Origin of the sequence: Nitrosomonas oligotropha, assembly GCF_900106555.1 — a bacterium.
Lineage (GTDB): Bacteria > Pseudomonadota > Gammaproteobacteria > Burkholderiales > Nitrosomonadaceae > Nitrosomonas > Nitrosomonas oligotropha_A.
This window is the reverse complement of the sequence record NZ_FNOE01000020.1, coordinates 37,540-59,451: the sequence shown is the minus strand read 5'-3', so window position 1 is coordinate 59,451 and position 21,912 is coordinate 37,540. Positions and strand designations below refer to the sequence as shown.

Genomic DNA, 21,912 nt, shown 5'->3' with positions numbered 1-21,912 from the left:
TTCCTGACGATCCAATAATGTTAAGCGAGTGCGTTTGTGTATCTTCATCTACAGTATTCTCCTGAATACTGTAAACAACGCTAGGGATTCTTACAGATTCAAATGATAAGTATTGTTATTCAAATAAACTGAGGTGGCTGCTCATCTTCCCATAGCACCCTCAGATGATCTTGCAAAATGAAGTTGGCTTACTGATCATTATAAGAAACATATAGAATGACGTTATTGGTTATTAGAGATTATAATTCAGCCCGTCCAGGTGGTGAGTAAGCCAGCGATAGAGTGATTAGAGTCAAGAAACGATTTGTACCGCGATGAAAAATCATACGATGAGGGATAGGGGTTAGCAGCCGCGCGAAATATCTATGAGTCAAGATACAAAAGACACCAATCTGAATCCTTCCGTGATTGCACGTGAAACATTAAAACAACTTGCGATCCTTAAAATTTCCCCGACACCGGATAATTATCACAAACTGTATGATCAGATTGCCGGAAACCCTGAGAATCAAATTTCAGCTATTACCGCGAAATTGCTGATTGAGCTGGCGAAAGAATTTCCTCGTCATACGCCCACGTTGCTGAATTGCGCCAATAGTCTGGAGCAAGCCGTCAACGAAAAGAATTGGCTAAAGTACAAGACTGCCCTGGTAAAGTTTGCCACCACTGAAAACATAACGATTAATAGTACGACCTTAGCCGTTCAAGCCAAGGTGCAGTCATCCCAGCCGGATTCTGGCGCTATCAAGCAAGACAACGAGATCAGCGGTTATACCGGCCAGCTTCTGGATTTACTGGCGCAGATGCTGGAGAACATCGTCGCCAAGCAAGTCAATGGCGAAACGCTGGCGGAAGAAGCGCGATCGTTGGCATCGCAAGTGCGGGAAATTCAGAATAAACCGGAAATGGATCAATTTATAGTTCATTTCCAGCAGTTTTGCGTCAAACTGGAATTATCCAATCAGTGTGAAGCCAGTTTGCAACAAGGTTTGTTAAAGTTACTGAACCTGCTGATGGACAGTACGGCTGAATTGTTGTCGGAAGACCAGTGGATTAAAAAGCAGCTTGCCAAACTGAAAGACACGGTATCCATGCCGCTGGATGTGCAGATCATCGCGCAAGCCGAGCAGTATCTGAAAGAAATCATTCAAAGGCAGGAAATAATAAAGCAAAGTCTGGGTAAAGCCAGGGTAACGATGCGGCAGATGGTTACTTCACTGATTTCCAATCTGGAAGAGCTATCGGATGCCACCGGGGAATATCAGGAGAAACTGGAGTATTACTCGGAGAAAATCAATCAGGTTGATGAGATCGAGGAGATCAATCAGTTACTTGCGGAAATCATGCAAGAGACCAATAAAGTACAGAAGAACATAGTCAATTACCGCAAGGATTTGGTTGCCGCCAGGACGGAAGCTGATGCCGCGCAAAATCAAATCAGTCTGCTGGAAACGCAATTGCAGGAAATGGGCGAGAAGGTCCATGAAGATCATTTGACCGGCATACTGAACCGGCGTGGATTTGATAATGCTTATCAGCGCGAGGCGTCGTGCGCGACACGCAACAACACGCCGTTATGTTTCGCGTTGCTGGATATCGATAACTTCAAGCTGCTCAACGATACTCATGGGCATCATGTCGGCGATAATGCTTTGTGTCATTTGGTGGAAGCGGTCAAGGAAACGGTGCGGTTGGAAGACGTCGTGTCGCGTTATGGCGGCGAGGAATTTGCAATTCTGCTGCCCAATACCGCGCTCAAAGAGGCGATTCAAACCATATCTAGAATACGCCGCTATATGACCAAGAAATTCTTCCTGCATGACAATAACCGCTTATTAATTACCTTCAGCGGCGGCGTGGCGCAGTATCATCCGGGAGAATCCCAGGAAGATCTTTTTAAGCGCGCCGACGGCGCCTTATATCGCGCCAAGAAGAATGGCAAGAATCAGATTATCGCCGCTGATTAGGCCGTTCTACTTGGCATGGCCGTATAAAAAAGCAGTATGACCGGGGTCGTTCGATAACCGGAGAAACAAGCAGGCTAGGTGTATCGCACAGAGTTGCTGTATGCCGATCAGGATTGACTGATATAATTTCTTCCTTTTTACACCGAGTCCATAAAGCCATGTTGACCCCATCAAAATTCTCCGTTCGCAAGTTTCAGTTTGCACTTTTGATTGCGGTGGTCTCCGCTTTTATTGTATTTGGTTTGTTGTACCGTACCAGTTCGCAAGGGGATTTTTCCGATACGTATCCCAAAGGTTTTCGCGGCGGCGCCTGCACGATAGAATCGGAAGCGCTCATTATCGGTTACTCAGGTTACTATCTTCCTGAAGGTTATGAGTCACCGGACGATCTCCGCTCGCCACATGTGCCTGTGCAGTGCGGGAAAATACCGGAACCGGCATCGCTCAATATTTCGATTGATCTGCTGTATCCCGAATCGGCGCGCGATTTTTCCTTGGCGCTGCGCCTGGTAAAACTTGAAATCGATGAAAAAGAACATCAGCAAGAGCATGAAGTGATGACGACACCCGCGCAGCAGCATCCATCGGGAGTGATTACGACTGCATTTAAATTGGACGAGCTCGGGCAATATATTTTGTATTTGGAAGGGAAGAATACCGAGAATGCTGATCTGCAAGTGAAAATTCCACTGCAAGTCGGTTTGGATTGGAAAAACCATCTTAAGAACGCTTTATCACCCTTGCTGAAAAAAGACTGATCGCCGGCAATATGCTGCGTACTCCTAAAATATCTGATGGGTGTGCCGCTAATGGTACTAAACAGGAAGAGGAGAATATGATGGATGTTAACGGTATTGCAGGCTTGGCAACATCAATGGCTGAATTCAGCGCAAACCAGGCGGTCGGAATAGCGGTACTAAAGAAAGCGATAGATTCAAATGCTGCGGGTGCGCTTGCTTTGATTGAAGCGATTCCCGACGCAAATCAAACCTCGGCGAGTCTGCCGCAGCATCTGGGACAGAATGTCAATACTACAGCCTGAATTGATAGGTTTATTGGCTTTCGCAGCGCTACTTTGTTAGCGCTGTTTTATTATGGGCAGCTGTTTTTTCAGACGGACGACATGCTCATTACTATTCCCAAAATGCTTCCAAAGTGATATTTTTATTTCGCTACAATACGTTCGGTAGCGTTTTTCTTTTTTCTTAATGTTAATTAACTGGCTTATCAGCGTGGTTTCGCATGAACTATAGACCCAATTTCAATCTGGCAACTTTTGATTCGCTCGAGTCGCAGCAAAAGCGGTTATCTCTTCTGTGCAAAACCGCAGAGATCGGTGAATGGTCTTATGTCTTCTCCACGGATTTTACCGTCTGGTCGGATTATCTCTATGATTTTTACGAATTAGATAAGGATTTTGAATGCGCTGAGCTATTGCAAAGCACACAGCTCTACCAAGGTTCTGAAAAAGAAAAAATGCAAGCCCTGATTGCGCATGTTACAGCCACGAAAAAAGAGCGTAGCGATGATTTTATGATTGTTATGCAGGATGGCCGGGTCAAATGGCATACCACCACGATTCACCCGATACTGGATGCGTATGGCGAAATCACCGGTTTGTACGGTATTGTGCAAAATATTACCGCGCGGAAAAATAGTGAGCTGGATTTGCAGCGGATGGCCTATGTAGCCGAGAAAACCAACGGTATCGTGATGATTACCGATCCCGAAAAGAAGATTATCTGGATCAATAACAGTTTTGAGGAAATCCTGGGATACCGGTCGGAAGAAGTCATAGGACTTGATCCGGCTGCTTTTCTACAAGGTGAGGAAACGTCTGCTGAGACTATTCGCGAGATTACCCGTTCACTCCGCAGCAGCGGAACTTTTTCCGGTGAAATTCTGAATTACACTAAAAGCGGTGAGAAAATATGGCTTTATCTCAATATTGCCGCGGTGTACGACGACGCGGGAAAACTGATCAATTACGTTGCGGTAGAAAATGACATCACGGTGATCAAGACGGCTGAGCACCGGCTGCAAAAAGCTATGGAAAAAGAGCGTGAGCTCAACCGGTTTAAAACCCAGTTTGTCAGTTTAGCGTCACACCAATTCCGCACGCCGCTCGCGACCATCCGTTCCAGCATCGATCTGCTGGATTTGAGAATGGAATCGGCCGGACTGAGTGCTTCCTTTATCGAGTTTTTTCAGAAGCACAAAGCCATTATGGCGGAAGAAACAACCCGTATGACCGAGCTGATGGAAAACATTCTGGATATTGGGCGGATCGACGAGGGCAAGATTGAACTGACCAAGAAGCATCTTCCCTTCCGGCAGTTCATGGATGCGTTTGTGCAATCGAATGTTGAACCCAACGAGCAGCAAAGGAAACTGGATTACCATTTTGACGCACCCGACTGTATCGTCAATATAGATGAAATTGTGCTGCGAAATGTTTTACGCAACATCGTGTCGAATGCATTCAAGTATTCCGAAGGGAAACAAGCCCCGGAAATGACCGTAAAACTGCAAGATGGTGTCTATTTAATTACTGTGAAAGATTATGGCATCGGTATTCCAGAAAAGGATCAAGCGTTTCTGTTTCAGTCGTTTTTCCGCGCGTCCAACGCCAAGGTATATCCAGGAAGCGGGCTCGGTTTGATGATTGCGAAGAAACTGATCACATTGCACGGTGGAGATATCAGTCTTGAAAGCAGGGTTGGTAGCGGTTGCACCATCACCATTCAATTACCGGTATAAACATACGATGGATAATCCGCTGATTCTCGTGGTCGAAGATGAAAATGCATTGCGCGAAAACATTACCGCCATTATCGCGCATTACGGATTCCAGGTAATCAGCGCGCCATCGGGTGAAGCCGGTGTAAAAATGGCAGTGGAATCGAATCCGGACATTATTATCTGCGACATCATGCTGCCGGGAATCGACGGTTTTGAAGTGCTGGCACAGATCAAGCAGGCCCAACAATCAGCAACTCACGCCTTTATTTTTCTTACCGCAAAGTCAACGCGTTCGGATACCCGTGCGGGTATGAATATGGGGGCGGATGATTACCTCACCAAACCGTTCACGAAGGAAGAATTGTTAAACAGTATCAAAGCCCGGATGGAAAAGTTAGAGCAAATACGGCAGACTCAGCCGGAAAAGGACGCGCTGATCGAAGCGTCGCTGGAAAAAATAACGAGTCTTACCAAAGCGGAACGTAAGGTACTCAATAAGATAGCCGAGGGCTTCACGACACCGCAGATTGCCGAAAAACTGTTTGTGAGCAAAAAAACGATTGAAAATCATCGCGTCAACATTTCCCGCAAACTCGATTTAAGCGGCCCGAATAGCCTGATCAATTTTGCGTTGCGATTAAGAGCGCAAAAATCAAATATTCATTTCCCCGATAATCTGCCTGCTGCACCCTCCCATTGAGCTTCTAAACACAGCAATTTTTGTTCTATCACGGCGTGATAAGTTTCGCTGTCTTGTTTTAAAAAATCCCTTTTTCGTGTTGAAGAAACCACACAGCGATCATTGAAAATGAGTGGATCCACTCATTGTAAAAGCCTGATGATCAGTTATTCTTAATTGCGTAAAAAAGGCCACGAAAGCAATGACAAGCAGTTCGTGATTGCTACTTCGATAGCCGTGTTACGCAGTGTAAATTAACTTAATCAATGGAGGATATGATGGCAACAACTTATGGCACGAGTAGCAGTGCATCAAGTGCTGACTATGATATGTCGCTGTGGTATGACTCAAAATACTACAAACTGGGCATGTTAACCATGCTGCTGGTTGCGATATTCTGGATCTGGTACCAAAGAACGTTTGCATACTCACACGGTATGGACTCGATGGAACCGGAATTTGACAAAGTATGGATGGGCCTGTGGCGCGTACACATGACTCTGATGCCTTTGTTTGCGTTAGTCACCTGGGGTTGGATACTGAAAACCCGTGACACCAAAGAACAGCTGGACAACCTGGATCCGAAACTGGAAGTGAAACGCTACTTCTACTGGATGATGTGGCTGGGTGTATACCTGTTTGGTGTTTACTGGGGTGGCAGCTTCTTCACCGAACAAGACGCATCATGGCACCAAGTGATCATTCGTGACACCAGCTTTACACCAAGTCACGTAGTGGTGTTCTACGGTTCATTCCCAATGTACATCGTATGTGGCGTAGCATCATACCTGTACGCGATGACCCGTCTGCCACTGTACAGCCGCGGCACATCGTTCCCGCTGGTTATGGCAATTGCTGGCCCATTGATGATTCTGCCAAACGTAGGTTTGAACGAATGGGGTCATGCATTCTGGTTCATGGAAGAACTGTTCAGCGCACCGCTGCACTGGGGCTTTGTGATTCTGGGTTGGGCAGGTTTATTCTCGGGTGGTATTGCAGCACAGATCATTACCCGTTATTCGAACCTGACCGATGTGATCTGGAATGGTCAAAGTAAAGAAATTCTGAACAACCGGATCGTTCCTTGATCCAACCTGAGTACTAGGTAGTTAGTGCAACCTCTCCCGCAGCTCTGCTTAGAGCAGATTGCGGGAGTAAAAAACAAGCTGTAGTTCACCGGTGTAGGTCAAAAAGTAGAGGAGGTTTATATGATCAAACAAGTTATAAAAATATGGGCTTCAGTAGCGCTACTATCAGTAGCGTTTTATTCTGGCTTAGCGGCTGCGCATGGAAAAGTAAATTTGGAGGCCGATATTTGTATGCGTAATGTGTCCGGTAGTATGGTGCATCTGAGCACTTACCAGCCGCAATACGATCCGGAAGCTGAGTACTGTACCGAGATTCCTAAAGAAGGTGAAACGTTGTGGGTTCTGGATTTGGTCGATCAAGCGCTGCGTGACATGCCGATTGCCGTTAAAATCGTCAGAGGCACCGGGCAAGCTTTAAGCGATACTGTAACAACCCTGTATTCTACCAATCATTCGAATGGCACCATTAAAGGGGAATTCAATCTGGATCCAGGGCAATATACGTTGTTCGTTACGGGTGAAGGCGTGCCGCCGTTGCACTACGAATATCCATTACGGATACAGGTAACCAATTATCAAGATCTGTTCTTGAAATCTGTACCTTATATCATCACCTTTTTGTTGCTCGCATTCTTTACCGACAAGTTGTTGAAACGGCGTCAACTGGAGAGCTGATAGCAGCCTTTGTTATTATTCCGTTCGATAAAAAGCTTTACAACCGTAGAAGCACCGATTTTGTACTAAACCGGGAAGTTCGCCTTAGCAGCAATCACAGCACCATAAGGGAGAAAAAAATCAGTGGCTTGTCAGGAGGTCGATGACAAGCCGCTGATTATAAAAAGTGGCGCTAACGTGGAGGCGGTGGCGGCGGGTTCCCTGCCGGGGGTGGCGGAGGTATGAACTGATCGGATCGTGTAACCGGTTTCCTGTTCACAATATTTCCCCCCGATGAGTTAGCAGAAATTCTTCCGTCGACGGGAACACGATGTCCCTTGGCGTACATGCACTGAACATAACTGTTGTCATAGCGCTGCTGACTGGAATAGCCGGAAGCTGCCGCCGTGTTTGATCCCATTAAACTACCGAATAGCAGACCAATCCCAGCGCCGACCGCTGCGCCGTGACCACCTCCCAATGCAGCACCGGCAGCAGCACCTAGCCCGGCACCCAGAGTTGCGCTCTGCAAGCCACTTATCCGCGATGCTTGCCGGGGTGTGTTGCCATCGACCTGTTCGTAAGCATACTGTTTACATACCAATTCATCCGAACGAAACTGATCGAAGTTTTTTCCGGAACCTGGCAATGCCATTACGCTCGGGCCGGTTGGCAGATGAGCGCAAGCGGTCAGCCAGACGGCCAGCGTTGCGATCATTAAATTTCTTAGGATTAACATGTTGTGCCTCTTTACATTAGGGTGCCGGTGATTGCGGGGCGACTGGTATCCAGCCATCCGGGCAATTCTTCACAGTGGGATAATAGCCTTCAGGATTCCGGCAGTAGTGCCAATAACCCGCTTGCGGTTGAGCCGCTCTCGATGGTTCGCGCTGAACATAGACAGGTGGCGTTACCGATACTACCGGACTGGGTGAGTACCGGTAACGAGGCGGGACGAAGTAGGAGCCGGGGAAAGCATAAGAACCGTATGGATAGAAGCCAGGGCCGTAGAAACCGGAATTGAATCCGCCGGTATTGATGCCGAAACTGAAATGGCCATGCCTGTGGCCGTGACCATGATGACCGTGTCCATGCCCATGTCCTCCACGCGCCAAAACGGCATCGTGCGCCGTCAGTGCCAGCAAACCAATCATCCAATACATCCAGCCGAGATTTTTCATATCCATGTTTCGCAGGTTCTTTTGATGCATAGTATGGATTGCGAGCTGAATGAATCCTGAATGCCCAATATTCGCGTTGCCGTGAGGAAGCCCGGAAAAAATCGCACAGCTTATTTTCTCAAGTTGAAGTACCCGCATCCGTAGAAATATCAGTTCTGATTGGTGGATCTTTCCCTTGAACAACCGGGTACTTCCGATTTCTCCCGCATATAAAATTAAATGAGCATCCAGGATCGAGATTATTTGCACCGGAAACGCGCTAAAGAAAAAACACAGTCTACGGAACAGAAAGTCGCGGCAAGCCATTCTATACAGTGGCCGTGGAAAACGGTGATCCGGGATATTTTTTGCTGGACTGTTCTGGCGCTGACCTTGCTCATCGTCTTTCAGTATTTCCAATCGCTCAATCAGCCTTATGCCCAGCCCGCGAGCAATTCCCTGGTTACGATCACCGGACCAACCGGCTGTGGAGCATTGCCGCAACACGGAGCTGCTTATCTGATCGATCCCTCGGTTATGAAACGCACCGATGTGCTTTATGCCGGATTGGAAATCCAAAATGACTACGATCATCCAATGGTGGCGGTGCTATCCGATCCCGCAGGTATTCAGCAACTGCTCGCGTTATCCATTCATGCAGGTAATAGCCTTCAGCTCAGCGTGCCAGTTGGCAAATACGGAATGCAAGTTCTGGTCGGATCGGATTGGTGTAATTTGGCAACGGGGTTTACCGACGGCGCGATCGTTTCCGTTGCTGGCGGTATCTCGGTTGATGCGGGTTCCACGACATCAATGCAATTCAGCGGCTCCGGTCTGCGGCCAATTCAATTGGCGCTCGCTTATAGTCAATCGCAACCGGCCAGTGTGCAGGAGGTTCATCAACCTGCTGAGGTCATCGGCTCCGGAAAAATGGAGCTGAAGCAGACACGGGATGGCCATTATTTCAGTTCAGGAACCATAAATGGCACTCCCGTCGTGTTTATGATCGACACGGGCGCAACCATCGTGTCGATTTCTTCCGGCATCGCGGCTCGGGCAGGTATCCGGAAATGCACGCCGCGCCAGGTTACCACAGCCAACGGTCAAGTCGACGCATGCGCTGCAAAGGTGCCGGAACTCACATTCGGATCATTCCGGTTCACGCAGGTTGATGTGATGGTCATGCCCAATATGCCCGGAGATGCGTTGCTGGGTATGAATGTGCTGCGGAATTTCCGTATCGAGCAGGCTGGTAAAGTCATGCGGATTTCCGCACCGTAGCGTATTTCTCAAATAGTGCCTTAGCGGCATTGCGCCCCGCTGGATTACATAAGCCGTTGATTGGCTTCTAACCGAGACTTGCTGTGATACCGCAATGCAGCGCTAGGCTATGCCGTTTTTGTACAGTAAAATACACCGCAATAGCGCTCCCGAGTTTGAATTTTAGAATTATCTGCTAAGCCGGATAACCGGCTGCAACCAACGGCGCAAGTGTTGTCAAAGTAACCATTACATTCCTATCGTAAAACCATGATTGAAATCATTGCTGCATTTGCCCGGTGGTCGCAACTGACCGCCAACTTGATCCTGTTTGGAAGCTGTGTTTTTCTCGCCATTATCTGGCAGCAGAGAAGTATTCTGGAGACGCCTTGGATGATGCGGCTGGAGAAAATATTTCCCTGGCTTGCGGGCACTATCGTCGCCGGACTCATCGGCATTTTGGCGACGACTACCAGCGACGCCACCGGGGATGTTACGAATGCATGGAATCCCGTGGTTTGGATGGAGGTCGTGCAACAAACGCAGATCGGTCATATCTGGGCGGCGCGGATGTTATTCGCGGTGCTAATGTTTTACGCAGTGGTAAAGCTGCAATCTTCCAGCCGCACGCGCGGTCACTATGTGTTATGGGCTGTGCTCGCGGCGTTGCCGTTGATCGCAGGCACGTTGATGAGCCATTCCAGTGCCGATGAAATGTCATTCACCGCCATCGCGCCGTACGCCATTCATATCCTGTTGGCGGGAATCTGGTTTGGTGCGCTGCCGGCCTTTTTGCTGATTTTGTTGAATCTGCGGAAGGAAATGGGTTTTACCGCGCTGCAAACGGCCGTTGGTTACCTGAAAAAATTTTCCGCGATTGCTTTACCCGTCATGCTTTTGCTGATGATTACCGGCGTGATCGTCACAGACAGGCTAGTGGATGAAAAATACTACGCCTTGGTTGCCAGCGCTTACGGCTGGCTGCTGAATTTCAAACTGACTATTCTGGCCATCATTTTGGTGATTGCTTACCAAGCGCGTAATCGCTGGTTGCCGCTGCTGGAACGGAGCGAAAACGAACAAAGTGACAGCACCGCGCATTTGACGCAGTGGGTGCGCATCGAATTCGTACTGGCGCTGCTGCTGGTGCTGTTCGCCACCGTTTTGGCGAACACATTGCCGGCCAAGCATGCAATGGTCGAGAACTGGCCGTACCCGTTCCGTTTTTCGATCGATGCGACCTGGGATCAGCCGGATGTGCAAGATAAAGTGTGGTCGGGCATTGTGCTGTTTGTGATTGCGCTTGGCACGATTTGGCTCGGCATCCGGTTGCACTGGAGCCGCGTGGTGAAAATTCTGGTGCCCGGCGTACTGGGTATCAGTTCGATGGCGCTGGCGCTGCCGCCGCTGGCCGTCGAAGCGTTTCCGGAAACGTATAAAAAACCGACGGTACCGATCGATGCGATTTCCATCGTCGCCGGTGCGCATCTGTATGCGGAAAATTGTGTCAACTGCCACGGCCCGCAAGGCAAGGGAACCAAACCGTCCCCCGATCCCGACGTGCGCGATCCGACCGACCTGCTCACTCAGGAACACACGGCAAAATACACGGTGGGCAATGTTTTCCACCAGTTATCGTCCGGCATCCCAGGCACTGAAATGCCGGGATACGCGAACAAGCTGTCGGAAGAAGAACGCTGGGATTTGATCAATTTTCTGCACGCGATGTCGCGTGGTTTCGATGCGCGCTTGCTCGGCAGCATGATCGTGCCGGAAACCCCCGCGATCGCCTCGCCCGTGTTCAACTACACCGCCAGCGACGGCTCCAGCGGCAACCTGAAGGATTTCCGCCTGCAAAAAAACGTGCTGATGGTGTTGTTCGCCTGGCCACAAGCCAAAGACCGTTTCTTCCAGCTTGCGGCGTCGTACGACCGGATTCGCGATCTCAACACCGAAATACTGGCGGTGCCGATTCATCCGCTGACCGATGCGCAATTGCAGCAGATCACCGAAATCGCGCCATTCCCGATCGTCACCGAAGGCTGGGAGGAAATCAAAGACACCTACTGGTGGTACCGGCGCGTCCGGGTCGTGCCGGATCTATCAAGCAAAGGGATGTTCCCGCAACACATGGAATTCGTCACCGACCGCTTCGGCTACCTGCGCGCGCGCTGGGTGGCGCAATTTGAAGGTTTTGGCTGGCAGAATGTCGGCGCCTTGACGCTGCAATTGACACAACTGAACCAGGAAGGCGAAATCATGCCGCCGCCGGGGGAGCATGCGCATTGACGATTAACCGGAGGTAAAGATGAACAATCCATGTGCACACAATTCAAGGCCTGCATATTGGAGAACATGCGCCGGAATCTGGAGTTTTGCGGCGATCTTCTTGATGGCAATACAAGGCCTTGCGGTTGCCACAGGCTCGCAAAAACATCCGCTGACGGCAATTGAAATTGCCGGTGTTTCGCTAACCACACCTGCGGAAAAGATTCCTGACATTTTACAAGCGCAAGGTTATACCCAAGTCAATTCTTCGCTGTATACCAAAAGCGAACCCGCACCCAATGGCCGCAGTACTGTCTACCGTGTCGAAATCGACGATACTGCAACTTCGCGCGAGCTGGGTTATTTCCGAAGTTTGACCGGCGGCCGCAACAAAAGCCCATCATCGCGCGATGCAACGATTCCCGATAGCGAAATCACGATGGTTCGGCAACTGTACGACGCTGTCTGCAATGTCGGCGAAGACTTGCAAAGCGAACGCAAATGCGCACCGCCGCAACCCGCCAGCGTCATGATCAACCACGGCATGATGCTGACCGTCGATGCGAATTATTCGGTGCTGCTGAAAGCGTCGGACTCGAGCACGTCAGTGGTAGTTAAGGGAAGTGGAGCGGGGCGGTGAACCGTTCCTGTGATTGCTGTAATTGTTGTAACAATTTCATTGTGAATGGTTTTTGGTGGATGGCGCTGCGCTTATCCACCCTGCAAAACTCGTTTCACTTTTGATCAATGGAAATTGCTCAAATCATCGAATGGTTGGATCAGCATAAAGATGCTATCGCTTCCATTGGTTTGATAGTCAGTGGAATATGGGCCGTTTGGATTTGGAAGAAAAAACAAGGCGGAAATTCATCTATAGGAATCCAAAACCAGAATTCCCCAAACTCAGGAGAACAAATTAACGTACCCGTTACAGTAAACGATCATGCGATGGTTAATCAATACTTTGGTGGTACGCATAATCACTATAACTTGAGTGCTGAAGACGTGGTGAAACTAGCCGAAAAGCTGGTCACCGAAAAAGGCGAGAAAGATGCACAGATCATCAAGTCGTTAAAAGAAACGATCCAAGCACTGATGCAGCAAAACTCGCGACAGTACGATATCCGGCAAGCGTTCGATCTGCTGAATCACGGTAATGTAGCTAAGGCGGAAGAAATCTTTAGGCTCGTAGCAGCAGAGGCCGAACACAAGAACAAAGGAAAAAAAGGATACATCGAAGCAGCCAAAGCGCTACGCCATTTAGGTTCGCTAGCTTTTTTGCACGATACAAAAAAAGCCTTTGCTGCTTTTAAACGCAGCACTGAGCTCGATCCGGATAATTTTGACGGATGGAATAGCCTTGGACATCTCTATCAAAGAATCGGCGAACTGGGTAATGCCGAAAGTGCCTATACAGCCGCTCAGAAACTATCTTTGTTACATTTAGACCGCGAAGGTGAAGCTGTTGCCTACGGTAACTTGGGGATCGTCAACCGGATTCGCGGCGATCTGAAGAATGCGATCTCATATCATGAAAAAGCGTTGGTAATTAACAAGGAGTTGGGGCGTAAGGAGGGCATGGCCAATCAGTACGGTAACTTGGGGAATGTCTACCAGATTCTTGGCGATCTGGAGCGTGCAATCGGATACCTTGAAAAAGCGCTGGTGATCAACAAGGAGCTGAGGTGCAAGGAGGGCATGGCGAGCGACTATGGCAGCCTAGGGAATATCTATCAAATTCGTGGTGATTTAGAGCGTGCGATCGAATATTATGGAAAAGCGCTGGTGATCAACAAGGAGCTGGGGTGCAAGGAAGACATGGCGAGGGACTACGGTAACTTAGGGAATGTCTACCAAATTCGCGGTGATCTAGAACGTGCGATCGAGTATTATGAAAAAGCGCTGGTGATCAACAGGGAACTAGGGCGCAAGGAAGGCATGGCCAATCAGTATGGCAACCTAGGGATCATCTACCGAGTCCGCGGTGAACTGAAGCGCGCGATCGAATATTATGGAAAAGCGCTGGCGCTTGATAAGGAATTAGGGCGCAAGGAAGGCATGGCTAATCATTACGGCAACTTAGGTGTCGTCTACGGGATCCGCGGCAATCTGGAGCGTGCAATTGAGTACCATGAGAAAGCGCTGGCGATCGATAAGGAATTAGGACGTAAGGAAGGTATGGCTAATCACTACGGCAACCTGGGTATCGTCTACCAAATCCAAGGCGATCTGGAGCGTGCGATCGAATATCATGAAAAAGCGCTGGCACTCGATAAGGAATTGGGGCGCAAGGAAGGCGTGGCAAACGGCTACGGCAACCTGGGTATCGTCTACCAAATCCGCGGTGATCTGGAACGCGCGATCAAATATCATGAAAAAGCGTTGGCACTCAATAAGGAATTAGGACGCAAGGAAGGCATGGCCAATCAGTACGGCAACTTGGGCATCGTCTACCGAGTCCGCGGTGATCTAGAGCGTGCGATCGAATACCATGAAAAAGCGCTGGCGCTCGATAAAGAACTGGAGCGTAAGGAAGGCATGGCCAATCATTACGGCAGCTTGGGTGTCGTCTACCGGATTCGTGGCGATCTCGAGCGTGCGATCGAATGCTGGGAGCAATCTCTGGCGCTATTTCAGCAACTGGACACTCAAGACAAAATAGCATTGATTCAATCCCTGATTGATGAAGCGAAACAAAAAGGCTCTGATTAGCTGAAACCCGATCGATCAATGTGGTGACGACCATAAAACTGTATCAAGCGCAGCGTTTGTTTTCAATCAGCAAAATTCACCGTAATCTTCACTGCAATCGCTTGTATAAACCCTTGTTCGTCAGGTATAGTTCGCACTTTGCTAAAATAATCCAAGCAGGAGAGTGCGCTATCTTTTTTAGCGCCGCCGAAGGCGTAACCCCCCCGGAATCGCTCAGGCAGGATCAAACCCCGGTTTGTTCCTCGAGAACCGCTTGCGACAGGCAATCTGGAGAGCGCCGGAAAATCTTTTCCGGCCACCGAAGGGGCACACGGATTCAATTCTGTCAATCTCTCAGGTAAAAAGGACAGAGGGGCACGAAGTCATTCACTTTGAATGGCTCTATATTTTTGGGAGAAAAACCGTGCTGAAAATGACACCCCTGAATCAAACCCACCGCGATATGAACGCCAAAATGGTGGACTTTGGCGGCTGGGATATGCCGCTGCATTATGGCTCGCAGTTGGATGAACACCATAAAGTGCGTCAGGATGCGGGCATGTTCGATGTTTCTCACATGCTGCCGGTCGATATCAAAGGCGATAATGTGCGCGGCTTTCTGCGTCAACTGGTCGCTAATAACGTCGATAAACTGACCGTTCCGGGTAAAGCGCTGTATTCCTGTATGCTGACCCCACAGGCCGGCATTATCGATGATCTGATCATTTACTTTTTATCTGAAACTTGGTTCCGTATCGTGGTCAACGCGGGCACGGCTGATAAGGACGTGGCCTGGATGCTCAAACAACGCGATGCGCTGGCGCCTCATCTGGAAATTACTCCGCGGCGCGATATGGCTATGGTGGCGGTTCAAGGCCCCAATGCCCGCGCCAAAGTCTGGCAAGTGATCCCTGGTTCGCAAGCGGTGACGGAAGAGTTGAAGCAGTTTCAATCCGCAGTCGTGGGACAATATTTCATTGCTCGTACCGGCTATACCGGTGAAGATGGTTTTGAGATCATTCTGCCTGCCGCCGATGCGCCGGTTTTCTGGAAAGCGTTGCATGCCGCCGGTGTTGCTCCGGCCGGGCTCGGTGCACGCGATACATTGCGGCTTGAAGCAGGGATGAATTTATACGGTCAGGATATGGACGAAACCAAGCATCCGTTGGAATCCGGTCTGGCCTGGACGGTTGATCTGAAAAGCGAGCGCGATTTCATTGGTAAGCAGGCATTGCTGGATACTGCCGTGACGCACCAATTGGTCGGATTGGTACTGATCGATCGTGGCGTATTGCGTAGCCACCAGGAAGTGGTTGGTCAAAAAGACGGTGCCGAATACAAGGGCGAAATCACCAGCGGCGGTTTTTCACCAACGATGAATCAATCGATTGCCTTGGCGCGTGTCCCGGTGCAAATAGCCGTCGGCGACGAGGTCGATGTCATCGTCCGTGATAAGAAGCTGCGTGCCAAAGTGGTAAAATATCCGTTCGTGCGTAACGGAAACGTACTGATTTAATAAGAACTGTAACAAAAAATATTACTTTTATCTGGAGTGAAAAAATGAGTATTCCAACAAACTTAAAATATAGTAAATCCCATGAGTGGGTGAGATCTGAAGCCGACGGCACGGTAACTGTTGGGATTACCCATCATGCGCAAGAGTTGCTCGGCGATATGGTGTTTATCGAATTGCCGGATGTCGGACGCAAATTGAAACAAAAAGAAGAATGTGCCGTGGCGGAATCCGTCAAAGCGGCGGCGGATGTTTATTCACCGATTTCCGGCGAAGTGACCGAGGTGAATTCTCCGCTGGTCGATGAGCCAGGAAAAATCAACGAAGATGCATTCTCTTCCTGGCTGTTTAAAATGAAACCCAGCAATCCCGCCGAGATCGACGGATTGCTGGATGCCGCGGCTTACACCGAATTAGTGGAAAACGAAGATCACTAAGATTGGTTGTGTTTCTCGCTTTTTAATTTCCCATTACTTTAAGTTTTTAAGATAAATCATGCCGTTTATTCCACATACCGAAGAAGATATTGCCGAGATGCTTGCCAGCATAGGCGCGAAGTCAATTGAAGATCTGTTTGACGAAATTCCCGATGAACTCGTCAGCGGCGAGCTCACCGGTGTTCCGTCCGGCCTCAGCGAACTGGAAATCACGCGTCTGATGATGGAACGCGCGAACCAGGATGGTTTCTACCAGAATTACATCGGCGCTGGTGCGTATGAGCACCACATTCCGGCTGCTGTATGGCAGATCACCACGCGCGGCGAATTCTATTCTTCGTATACGCCGTATCAAGCGGAAGCCAGTCAAGGCACATTGCAGCTGTTGTATGAATATCAGTCGATGATGGCCTCGCTGACCGGTATGGATGTCTCCAATGCGAGTATGTACGACGGCGCCACGGCGCTGGCGGAAGCGGCTTTGATGGCGGTGCGTTCGCATAAAACATCGCGCCGTATCCTGATTCCGAAAACCGTACATCCGGTTTACCGTCAGGTTGTACGTGCGATTGTCAGCAATCAGAAAATCGAAGTGGTCGAATTGCCCTTCGATACCAAAACCGGTCAGGTCGATCCGGCATTGCTGACGAAAACGGATTTTGGCGATTTTGCCGCACTGGTGATTCCACAGCCGAATTTCTTCGGTGTGCTGGAACAAGTCGATGCCCTGACTGATTGGGCGCAGAGCAAAGGTGCATTTGCTATTGGCGTCGTCAATCCGACCGCGCTGGCGTTATTGACGCCACCCGGCGAATGGGGCAGCAAAGGTGCCGATATTGCCGTGGGCGAAGGCCAGCCATTGGGTATCCCGCTCTCCAGTGGCGGTCCTTACTTTGGTTTCATGGCGTGCAAGAATGAGCTGGTTCGCCAAATGCCGGGCCGTATCATCGGCCGCACCACCGATTTGGATGGTAAAGAAGGGTTTGTGCTGACTTTGCAAGCGCGTGAACAGCATATCCGCCGCTCCAAAGCGACTTCCAATATTTGTACCAACCAAGGTTTGATGGTGACCGCGGCCACGATTTATATGGCGTTGACCGGTCCTGAAGGATTGCGCCGCATCGCCGCGCAATCGCACGCCAATACACTGGACCTGGTTGAACAATTGGAAAAAACCGGTGGCGTAAAAAGAACATTCAGCGGACCGACATTCCACGAAACCGTGCTGACTCTGCCAAAGCCGACCGCGGAGGTGTTAGCCAAGCTGAAACAGAAAGGTATTCTGGGCGGATTTGATCTGCATGCGCATTATCCTGAATTAGGCAATGCTTTGCTGGTTTGCGCGACTGAAACGAAAACGGCAGCCGACTTACAAAATTATGCCGGCGCATTGAAGCATGCGCTTGGTTAAAACATTATTTAAATTCATTTGAGAGGAAAAAACTATGGTTACTTTAAAAGGAAAGCCGATCAAACTTGAAGGCACTTTTCCCAAAGTTGGACAAAAAGCGCCTGCTTTTTCTTTAGTCAATCGCGATCTGCAAGATGTCACGCTGGCCAATTATGCCGGTAAAAAGAAAGTATTAAACATCGTGCCAAGCTTAGATACCCCGGTGTGTGCGATTTCCACGCGTAAGTTCAATCAGCAAGCCAGCAATATGGACAATACCGTGGTGTTGATCATCGCTGCTGATTTGCCTTTTGCGATGAGCCGTTTTTGCGATGCCGAAGGATTAGATAAGGTAATTACGTTGTCAACCATGCGTGGCGCGAAGTTCATGACAGATTATGGTGTTTTCATCGCCGACAGCGCGTTTGGCGGCATCACTGCGCGCGCGGTGATCGTGCTGGATGAGTCGGATACCATCATTCACGCCGAACTGGTTCCGGAAATTGCCGATGAACCCAACTACGATGCGGCTCTGGCTGCTTTGAAGAAATAAACTGAGATTGATCTTACATTATGCTGATATTTGAACACTCACGCAAAGGACGGCACAATTATTCGCAGTCACCTGCGACACCGGCTAGCAAATCCGCGATTCCGCAGAATTTGCTGCGTAAATCCAAAGTGCTTTTACCGGAAGTTTCCGAAATGGATACGGTGCGTCATTACACTCGTTTGTCACAAAAGAATTTCTCGATCGATACCGAGTTTTACCCGTTGGGTTCCTGCACGATGAAATACAATCCGCGTGCGTGTAATTCATTGGCGATGTTGCCGCAATTCATATCGCGGCATCCATCGGCGCCGGAAGACACCGGTCAGGGCTTTCTTGCATGTATGTACGAATTGCAGGAAATTCTGAAATCGGTCACCGGTATGGCGGGTGTCAGCTTGACCCCGATGGCAGGCGCGCAAGGTGAATTGATCGGCGTGATGATGATTCGTGCGTATCACGAGTCGCGCGGCGATTTTGCCCGTACCGAGATTATTGTACCGGATGCGGCGCATGGCACGAATCCAGCGACTGCGGTGATGTGCGGTTTCAAAGTGGTGGAAATCGCCACCGACAAAGACGGTAACGTCGATCTGGACGCGCTGAAGGCAGCCGTTGGTCCGCAAACTGCGGGATTGATGCTGACCAATCCTTCCACGCTGGGTGTGTTTGAGAAGAATGTGGCGGAAATGAGCCGCGTGGTTCATGCCGCGGGCGGGTTGTTGTATTACGACGGCGCTAACCTGAATGCGGTGCTGGGTAAAGTGAAACCGGGCGATATGGGTTTCGACGTGATTCACATCAATTTGCACAAAACTTTCTCAACCCCGCATGGCGGTGGTGGACCCGGTTCTGCACCGGTTGGTGTGGCAGAGCGGCTGTTGCCTTTCATGCCGATCCCGATCGTAGCCAAGGAAGGTGATACCTATCGTTGGGTTGCCGAAAAAGATAAACCGCAATCGATTGGCCGTTTATCCGCCCATATGGGGAATGCCGGTGTGTTGCTGCGGGCTTATATTTATGTTCGCTTGTTGGGTATGCAAGGTATGCATCGGATTTCCGAGTTTGCTACTCTAAACGCGAATTACTTGATGGCGGAATTACGCAAAGCAGGCTTTGAGATTGCTTATCCGAATCGCCGCGCCAGCCATGAATTTATCGTCACGATGAAAGACATCAAGGATAAGACCGGTGTAACCGCGATGAACTTAGCCAAACGTTTGCTTGATAAGGGCTACCATGCGCCGACAACGTATTTCCCGTTACTGGTGCCGGAATGTTTGCTGATTGAACCAGCCGAGACGGAATCCAAGGAAACGCTGGATGCTTTCGTTGTTTCAATGAAAGAAATCCTGAGCGAAATTGAGTCGCAACCGGATATGGTCAAAGGTGCACCGCATACCATGTCGGTGCGTAAACTGGATGATGTCAAAGCTGCGCGTGAGCTGGATTTGGCATGGAAACCCAGCGCTTGAGAACGTTACTAGTTGTTTTTCATCATTAATTAATATTGGCAGTTAAACTATGCGCACACTGATTTGTGGTTCTATCGCTTACGATAATATTATGGTCTTCCCGGATCATTTTAAGAATCACATCCTGCCGGAGAAAATTCACGTATTGAATGTCGCCTTTCTGGTTCCGGAAATGCGCCGTGAATTCGGCGGGTGCGCCGGTAATATCGCTTATAACCTAAAGATGTTGGGCGGCGAACCAGTGATGATGGCCACTGTAGGCGATGACTATGCGCCGTATGCAGCACGGTTTAAGCAATTGAATCTGACGCAGGAACATGTGCAGCATGTTGCCGATACCTTCACCGCGCAAGCGTTTATCACGACTGATCTGGCCGATAATCAAATCACGGCTTTTCATCCGGGCGCGATGAATTTTTCCCATCTCAATTCAGTGAAAGAGTCGCGCGATATCCGTCTGGGCATTATCGCGCCGGACGGGCGTGACGGCATGCTGCAACACGCGCATGAATTTCATGAAGCGGGTATTCCGTTTGTTTTTGATCCGGGACAAGGGTTGCCGATGTATAACGGTGAGGAATTGCTCGGTTTCATTGATAAAGCCGATTACATCGCGGTCAACGACTATGAAGGGGAAATGCTGCAAGACCGCACGGGACGCAAGCTGGAATCGTTGGCGAACAAAGCCAAGGCGTTAATCATTACTCTGGGAGCGCAAGGCTCCATCATCTACGCCGATGGTAAAAAATATGAAATTCCCTGTGTAAAACCGAAAGAAATTGTCGATCCGACCGGGTGCGGCGACGCGTATCGCGCCGGATTGTTGTATGGCATCGTGAATAATTTTGATTGGCAAACAACAGGTCAGCTCGGCTCACTGATGGGTTCACTGAAAATTGCCCAGCGTGGCGGACAGAATCATCAATTTTCCCGCGATGAAATTGGTCAGTATTATTTCGAGAATTTTGGTACGCGTATTTTTTAAGGTAAGCATTCCAGTATCTCATTTGAATTCAATCCATACCGGTTGATGATCCGAAGCTTCCGTTTCAGCATCAATGCCAATGTTGCTGAGACGGCTTACCAATCCTTCAGTAATAAAAACAAAATCAAAGCACTCCGGCTGGTCAACAAAATCGACTGAATGAATTCCGACGGTTGGCGCATGCGGCGTACCGGGATGTATAACTGGCCAAGCATCGTGAAAGCCCGGTGTGCTATTGTCGTCAAAGGGCGCGAGAATTTTTGCGTGTTCGCGCGCAGTCGCCGGGAAGTTGAAATCACCACATAATAATGCCTCCGCAGGTCTGGGAGAAACTTCGAAGGTCCCGCCTTGTTCTTCTTTCAGGAATTTTCGCTGCGACATGGAGCAAGCATCGCGGTGCAAGTTCCGGATTGCGCCGATTTGAATTTCGCGCTGCTGTTGCGAATAGTACTCAAGATGAGTGGTCATGATGCGCAGCGATCCGATATCGGTAGCCATAACAGCTTCCACCAGCACTCGCTGCATGCTCGGGGTGGCTAATTCCGCTTGCCATGGCAGCAAATGCCGCCAAACTTGACCAACCGGTAAACGAGTAAAAAAATCGCATTGCCGAATTGATTGCGTCCGCCTCGACTGTCCGGTACGTCGGTTGCTATGCCATAGATGACAGAATAGCCCGGGAGAAGTGCGGATAGCTGGGCAATCTGATTTTCACTACGGCTACCCGGTAAACCGGGAAAATTGATCGCGACTTCCTGCAAGCAAATGACATCAAAATCACCCAGTTGGCTGATTGTGCGGTTGATGCGCACAAGATCGACATGCCCATCTATTCCTCGGCCCCATTGAATATTCCAGCTTAACAGTCTCATATAGATTGAAGATTTTGTGATGGACGAACTTCAAAGTGCTCGCTTGCAAATAGTCGATCAGATATATTTTTGTGTGCGTTTTCCCACATTCGCGTCAAATGGCTTTTGCTATGATTGTACTATTTTTACAATTAAATTAAGCAAGACAGCTGGTTCAAGTATAGCAACCCGTGATCGCTGG

General features: G+C 49.3%; 21 protein-coding genes and 1 riboswitch. Of the genes, 17 read left to right on the top strand and 4 right to left on the bottom strand.

Annotation, left to right across the window (positions count from 1 at the left end; all coding sequences use genetic code 11):
• Positions 1–365 precede the first annotated feature (365 nt).
• From BLU57_RS11065 to BLU57_RS11035, 7 genes are all read left to right on the top strand, one after another.
• Complete coding sequence (locus BLU57_RS11065; protein ID WP_090320678.1) at positions 366–1,967, top strand: GGDEF domain-containing protein; 1,602 nt, start codon at positions 366–368, stop codon at positions 1,965–1,967.
• A 158-nt stretch (positions 1,968–2,125) separates the two neighbouring features.
• Positions 2,126–2,725, top strand: a complete 600-nt coding sequence (locus BLU57_RS11060; protein ID WP_090320673.1) for a hypothetical protein — start codon at positions 2,126–2,128, stop codon at positions 2,723–2,725.
• Between the two features lie 77 nt (positions 2,726–2,802).
• Entirely contained in the window at positions 2,803–3,009 is a 207-nt protein-coding gene (locus tag BLU57_RS11055; protein ID WP_256206250.1) for a YjfB family protein, read from the top strand.
• Positions 3,010–3,209: 200 nt separating this feature from the next.
• Positions 3,210–4,727: a sensor histidine kinase gene (locus tag BLU57_RS11050; protein ID WP_090320667.1), complete on the top strand. Its 1,518-nt coding sequence runs from the start codon at positions 3,210–3,212 to the stop codon at positions 4,725–4,727.
• Positions 4,675–5,409 (top strand): response regulator transcription factor, encoded by a 735-nt coding sequence (locus BLU57_RS11045; protein ID WP_256206249.1) that lies wholly within the window; start codon positions 4,675–4,677, stop codon positions 5,407–5,409. The genes BLU57_RS11050 and BLU57_RS11045 overlap by 53 nt, the downstream gene beginning before the upstream one ends.
• A 257-nt stretch (positions 5,410–5,666) precedes the next feature.
• Positions 5,667–6,476, top strand: coding sequence for a methane monooxygenase/ammonia monooxygenase subunit C (locus BLU57_RS11040; RefSeq protein ID WP_090316992.1), 810 nt, complete (start codon positions 5,667–5,669; stop codon positions 6,474–6,476).
• A gap of 120 nt (positions 6,477–6,596) precedes the next feature.
• On the top strand, positions 6,597–7,151 hold the full coding sequence (locus tag BLU57_RS11035; RefSeq protein WP_090320659.1) for a hypothetical protein: 555 nt from the start codon (positions 6,597–6,599) through the stop codon (positions 7,149–7,151).
• 172 nt (positions 7,152–7,323) lie between these two features.
• Here the strand turns inward: BLU57_RS11035 and BLU57_RS11030 are convergent, their stop codons facing one another.
• Positions 7,324–7,869: a YMGG-like glycine zipper-containing protein gene (locus tag BLU57_RS11030; protein WP_090320656.1), complete on the bottom strand. Its 546-nt coding sequence runs from the start codon at positions 7,867–7,869 to the stop codon at positions 7,324–7,326.
• A 16-nt stretch (positions 7,870–7,885) separates the two neighbouring features.
• Positions 7,886–8,341, bottom strand: a complete 456-nt coding sequence (locus BLU57_RS11025) for a hypothetical protein (protein ID WP_256206248.1) — start codon at positions 8,339–8,341, stop codon at positions 7,886–7,888.
• 189 nt (positions 8,342–8,530) lie between these two features.
• On the opposite strand from BLU57_RS11025, the gene BLU57_RS11020 reads away from it, so the two are divergent.
• The 10 genes from BLU57_RS11020 (at position 8,531) to BLU57_RS10975 (ending at position 20,859) form a co-directional block, all read left to right on the top strand.
• On the top strand, positions 8,531–9,571 hold the full coding sequence (locus tag BLU57_RS11020) for a retropepsin-like aspartic protease family protein (protein WP_090320653.1): 1,041 nt from the start codon (positions 8,531–8,533) through the stop codon (positions 9,569–9,571).
• Between the two features lie 249 nt (positions 9,572–9,820).
• On the top strand, positions 9,821–11,839 hold the full coding sequence (locus BLU57_RS11015) for a CopD family protein (RefSeq protein ID WP_090320650.1): 2,019 nt from the start codon (positions 9,821–9,823) through the stop codon (positions 11,837–11,839).
• Positions 11,840–11,942: 103 nt separating this feature from the next.
• Positions 11,943–12,458 (top strand): hypothetical protein, encoded by a 516-nt coding sequence (locus BLU57_RS11010; RefSeq protein WP_090320647.1) that lies wholly within the window; start codon positions 11,943–11,945, stop codon positions 12,456–12,458.
• A 107-nt stretch (positions 12,459–12,565) separates the two neighbouring features.
• The gene (locus BLU57_RS11005) at positions 12,566–14,530 is read left to right on the top strand and encodes a tetratricopeptide repeat protein (protein ID WP_090320644.1); all 1,965 of its coding nucleotides are present in this window, start codon (positions 12,566–12,568) and stop codon (positions 14,528–14,530) included.
• A 257-nt stretch (positions 14,531–14,787) separates the two neighbouring features.
• Positions 14,788–14,890: riboswitch (glycine riboswitch) on the top strand.
• Positions 14,891–14,933: 43 nt separating this feature from the next.
• Positions 14,934–16,025 carry a glycine cleavage system aminomethyltransferase GcvT gene (gcvT, locus tag BLU57_RS11000; RefSeq protein WP_090320641.1) on the top strand — a complete coding sequence of 364 codons (1,092 nt, stop codon included), beginning with the start codon at positions 14,934–14,936 and terminating at the stop codon, positions 16,023–16,025.
• 44 nt (positions 16,026–16,069) lie between these two features.
• Complete coding sequence (gcvH, locus tag BLU57_RS10995) at positions 16,070–16,459, top strand: glycine cleavage system protein GcvH (RefSeq protein ID WP_090320638.1); 390 nt, start codon at positions 16,070–16,072, stop codon at positions 16,457–16,459.
• Between the two features lie 58 nt (positions 16,460–16,517).
• Positions 16,518–17,870, top strand: coding sequence for an aminomethyl-transferring glycine dehydrogenase subunit GcvPA (gcvPA, locus tag BLU57_RS10990; protein ID WP_090320634.1), 1,353 nt, complete (start codon positions 16,518–16,520; stop codon positions 17,868–17,870).
• A 34-nt stretch (positions 17,871–17,904) separates the two neighbouring features.
• The gene (gene tpx / locus BLU57_RS10985) at positions 17,905–18,402 is read left to right on the top strand and encodes a thiol peroxidase (RefSeq protein WP_090320631.1); all 498 of its coding nucleotides are present in this window, start codon (positions 17,905–17,907) and stop codon (positions 18,400–18,402) included.
• Positions 18,403–18,422: 20 nt separating this feature from the next.
• Positions 18,423–19,874 (top strand): aminomethyl-transferring glycine dehydrogenase subunit GcvPB, encoded by a 1,452-nt coding sequence (gcvPB, locus tag BLU57_RS10980; protein ID WP_090320628.1) that lies wholly within the window; start codon positions 18,423–18,425, stop codon positions 19,872–19,874.
• Positions 19,875–19,923: 49 nt separating this feature from the next.
• Positions 19,924–20,859, top strand: coding sequence for a carbohydrate kinase family protein (locus BLU57_RS10975; protein ID WP_090320625.1), 936 nt, complete (start codon positions 19,924–19,926; stop codon positions 20,857–20,859).
• Between the two features lie 18 nt (positions 20,860–20,877).
• Here BLU57_RS10975 and BLU57_RS16615 read toward each other — a convergent pair whose 3' ends face one another.
• Positions 20,878–21,357: an exonuclease/endonuclease/phosphatase family protein gene (locus BLU57_RS16615; RefSeq protein WP_256334401.1), complete on the bottom strand. Its 480-nt coding sequence runs from the start codon at positions 21,355–21,357 to the stop codon at positions 20,878–20,880.
• 38 nt (positions 21,358–21,395) lie between these two features.
• A complete protein-coding gene (locus tag BLU57_RS16610; protein WP_256206246.1) occupies positions 21,396–21,731 on the bottom strand; it encodes a hypothetical protein in 336 nt (111 codons plus the stop codon).
• Positions 21,732–21,912: the final 181 nt, after the last annotated feature.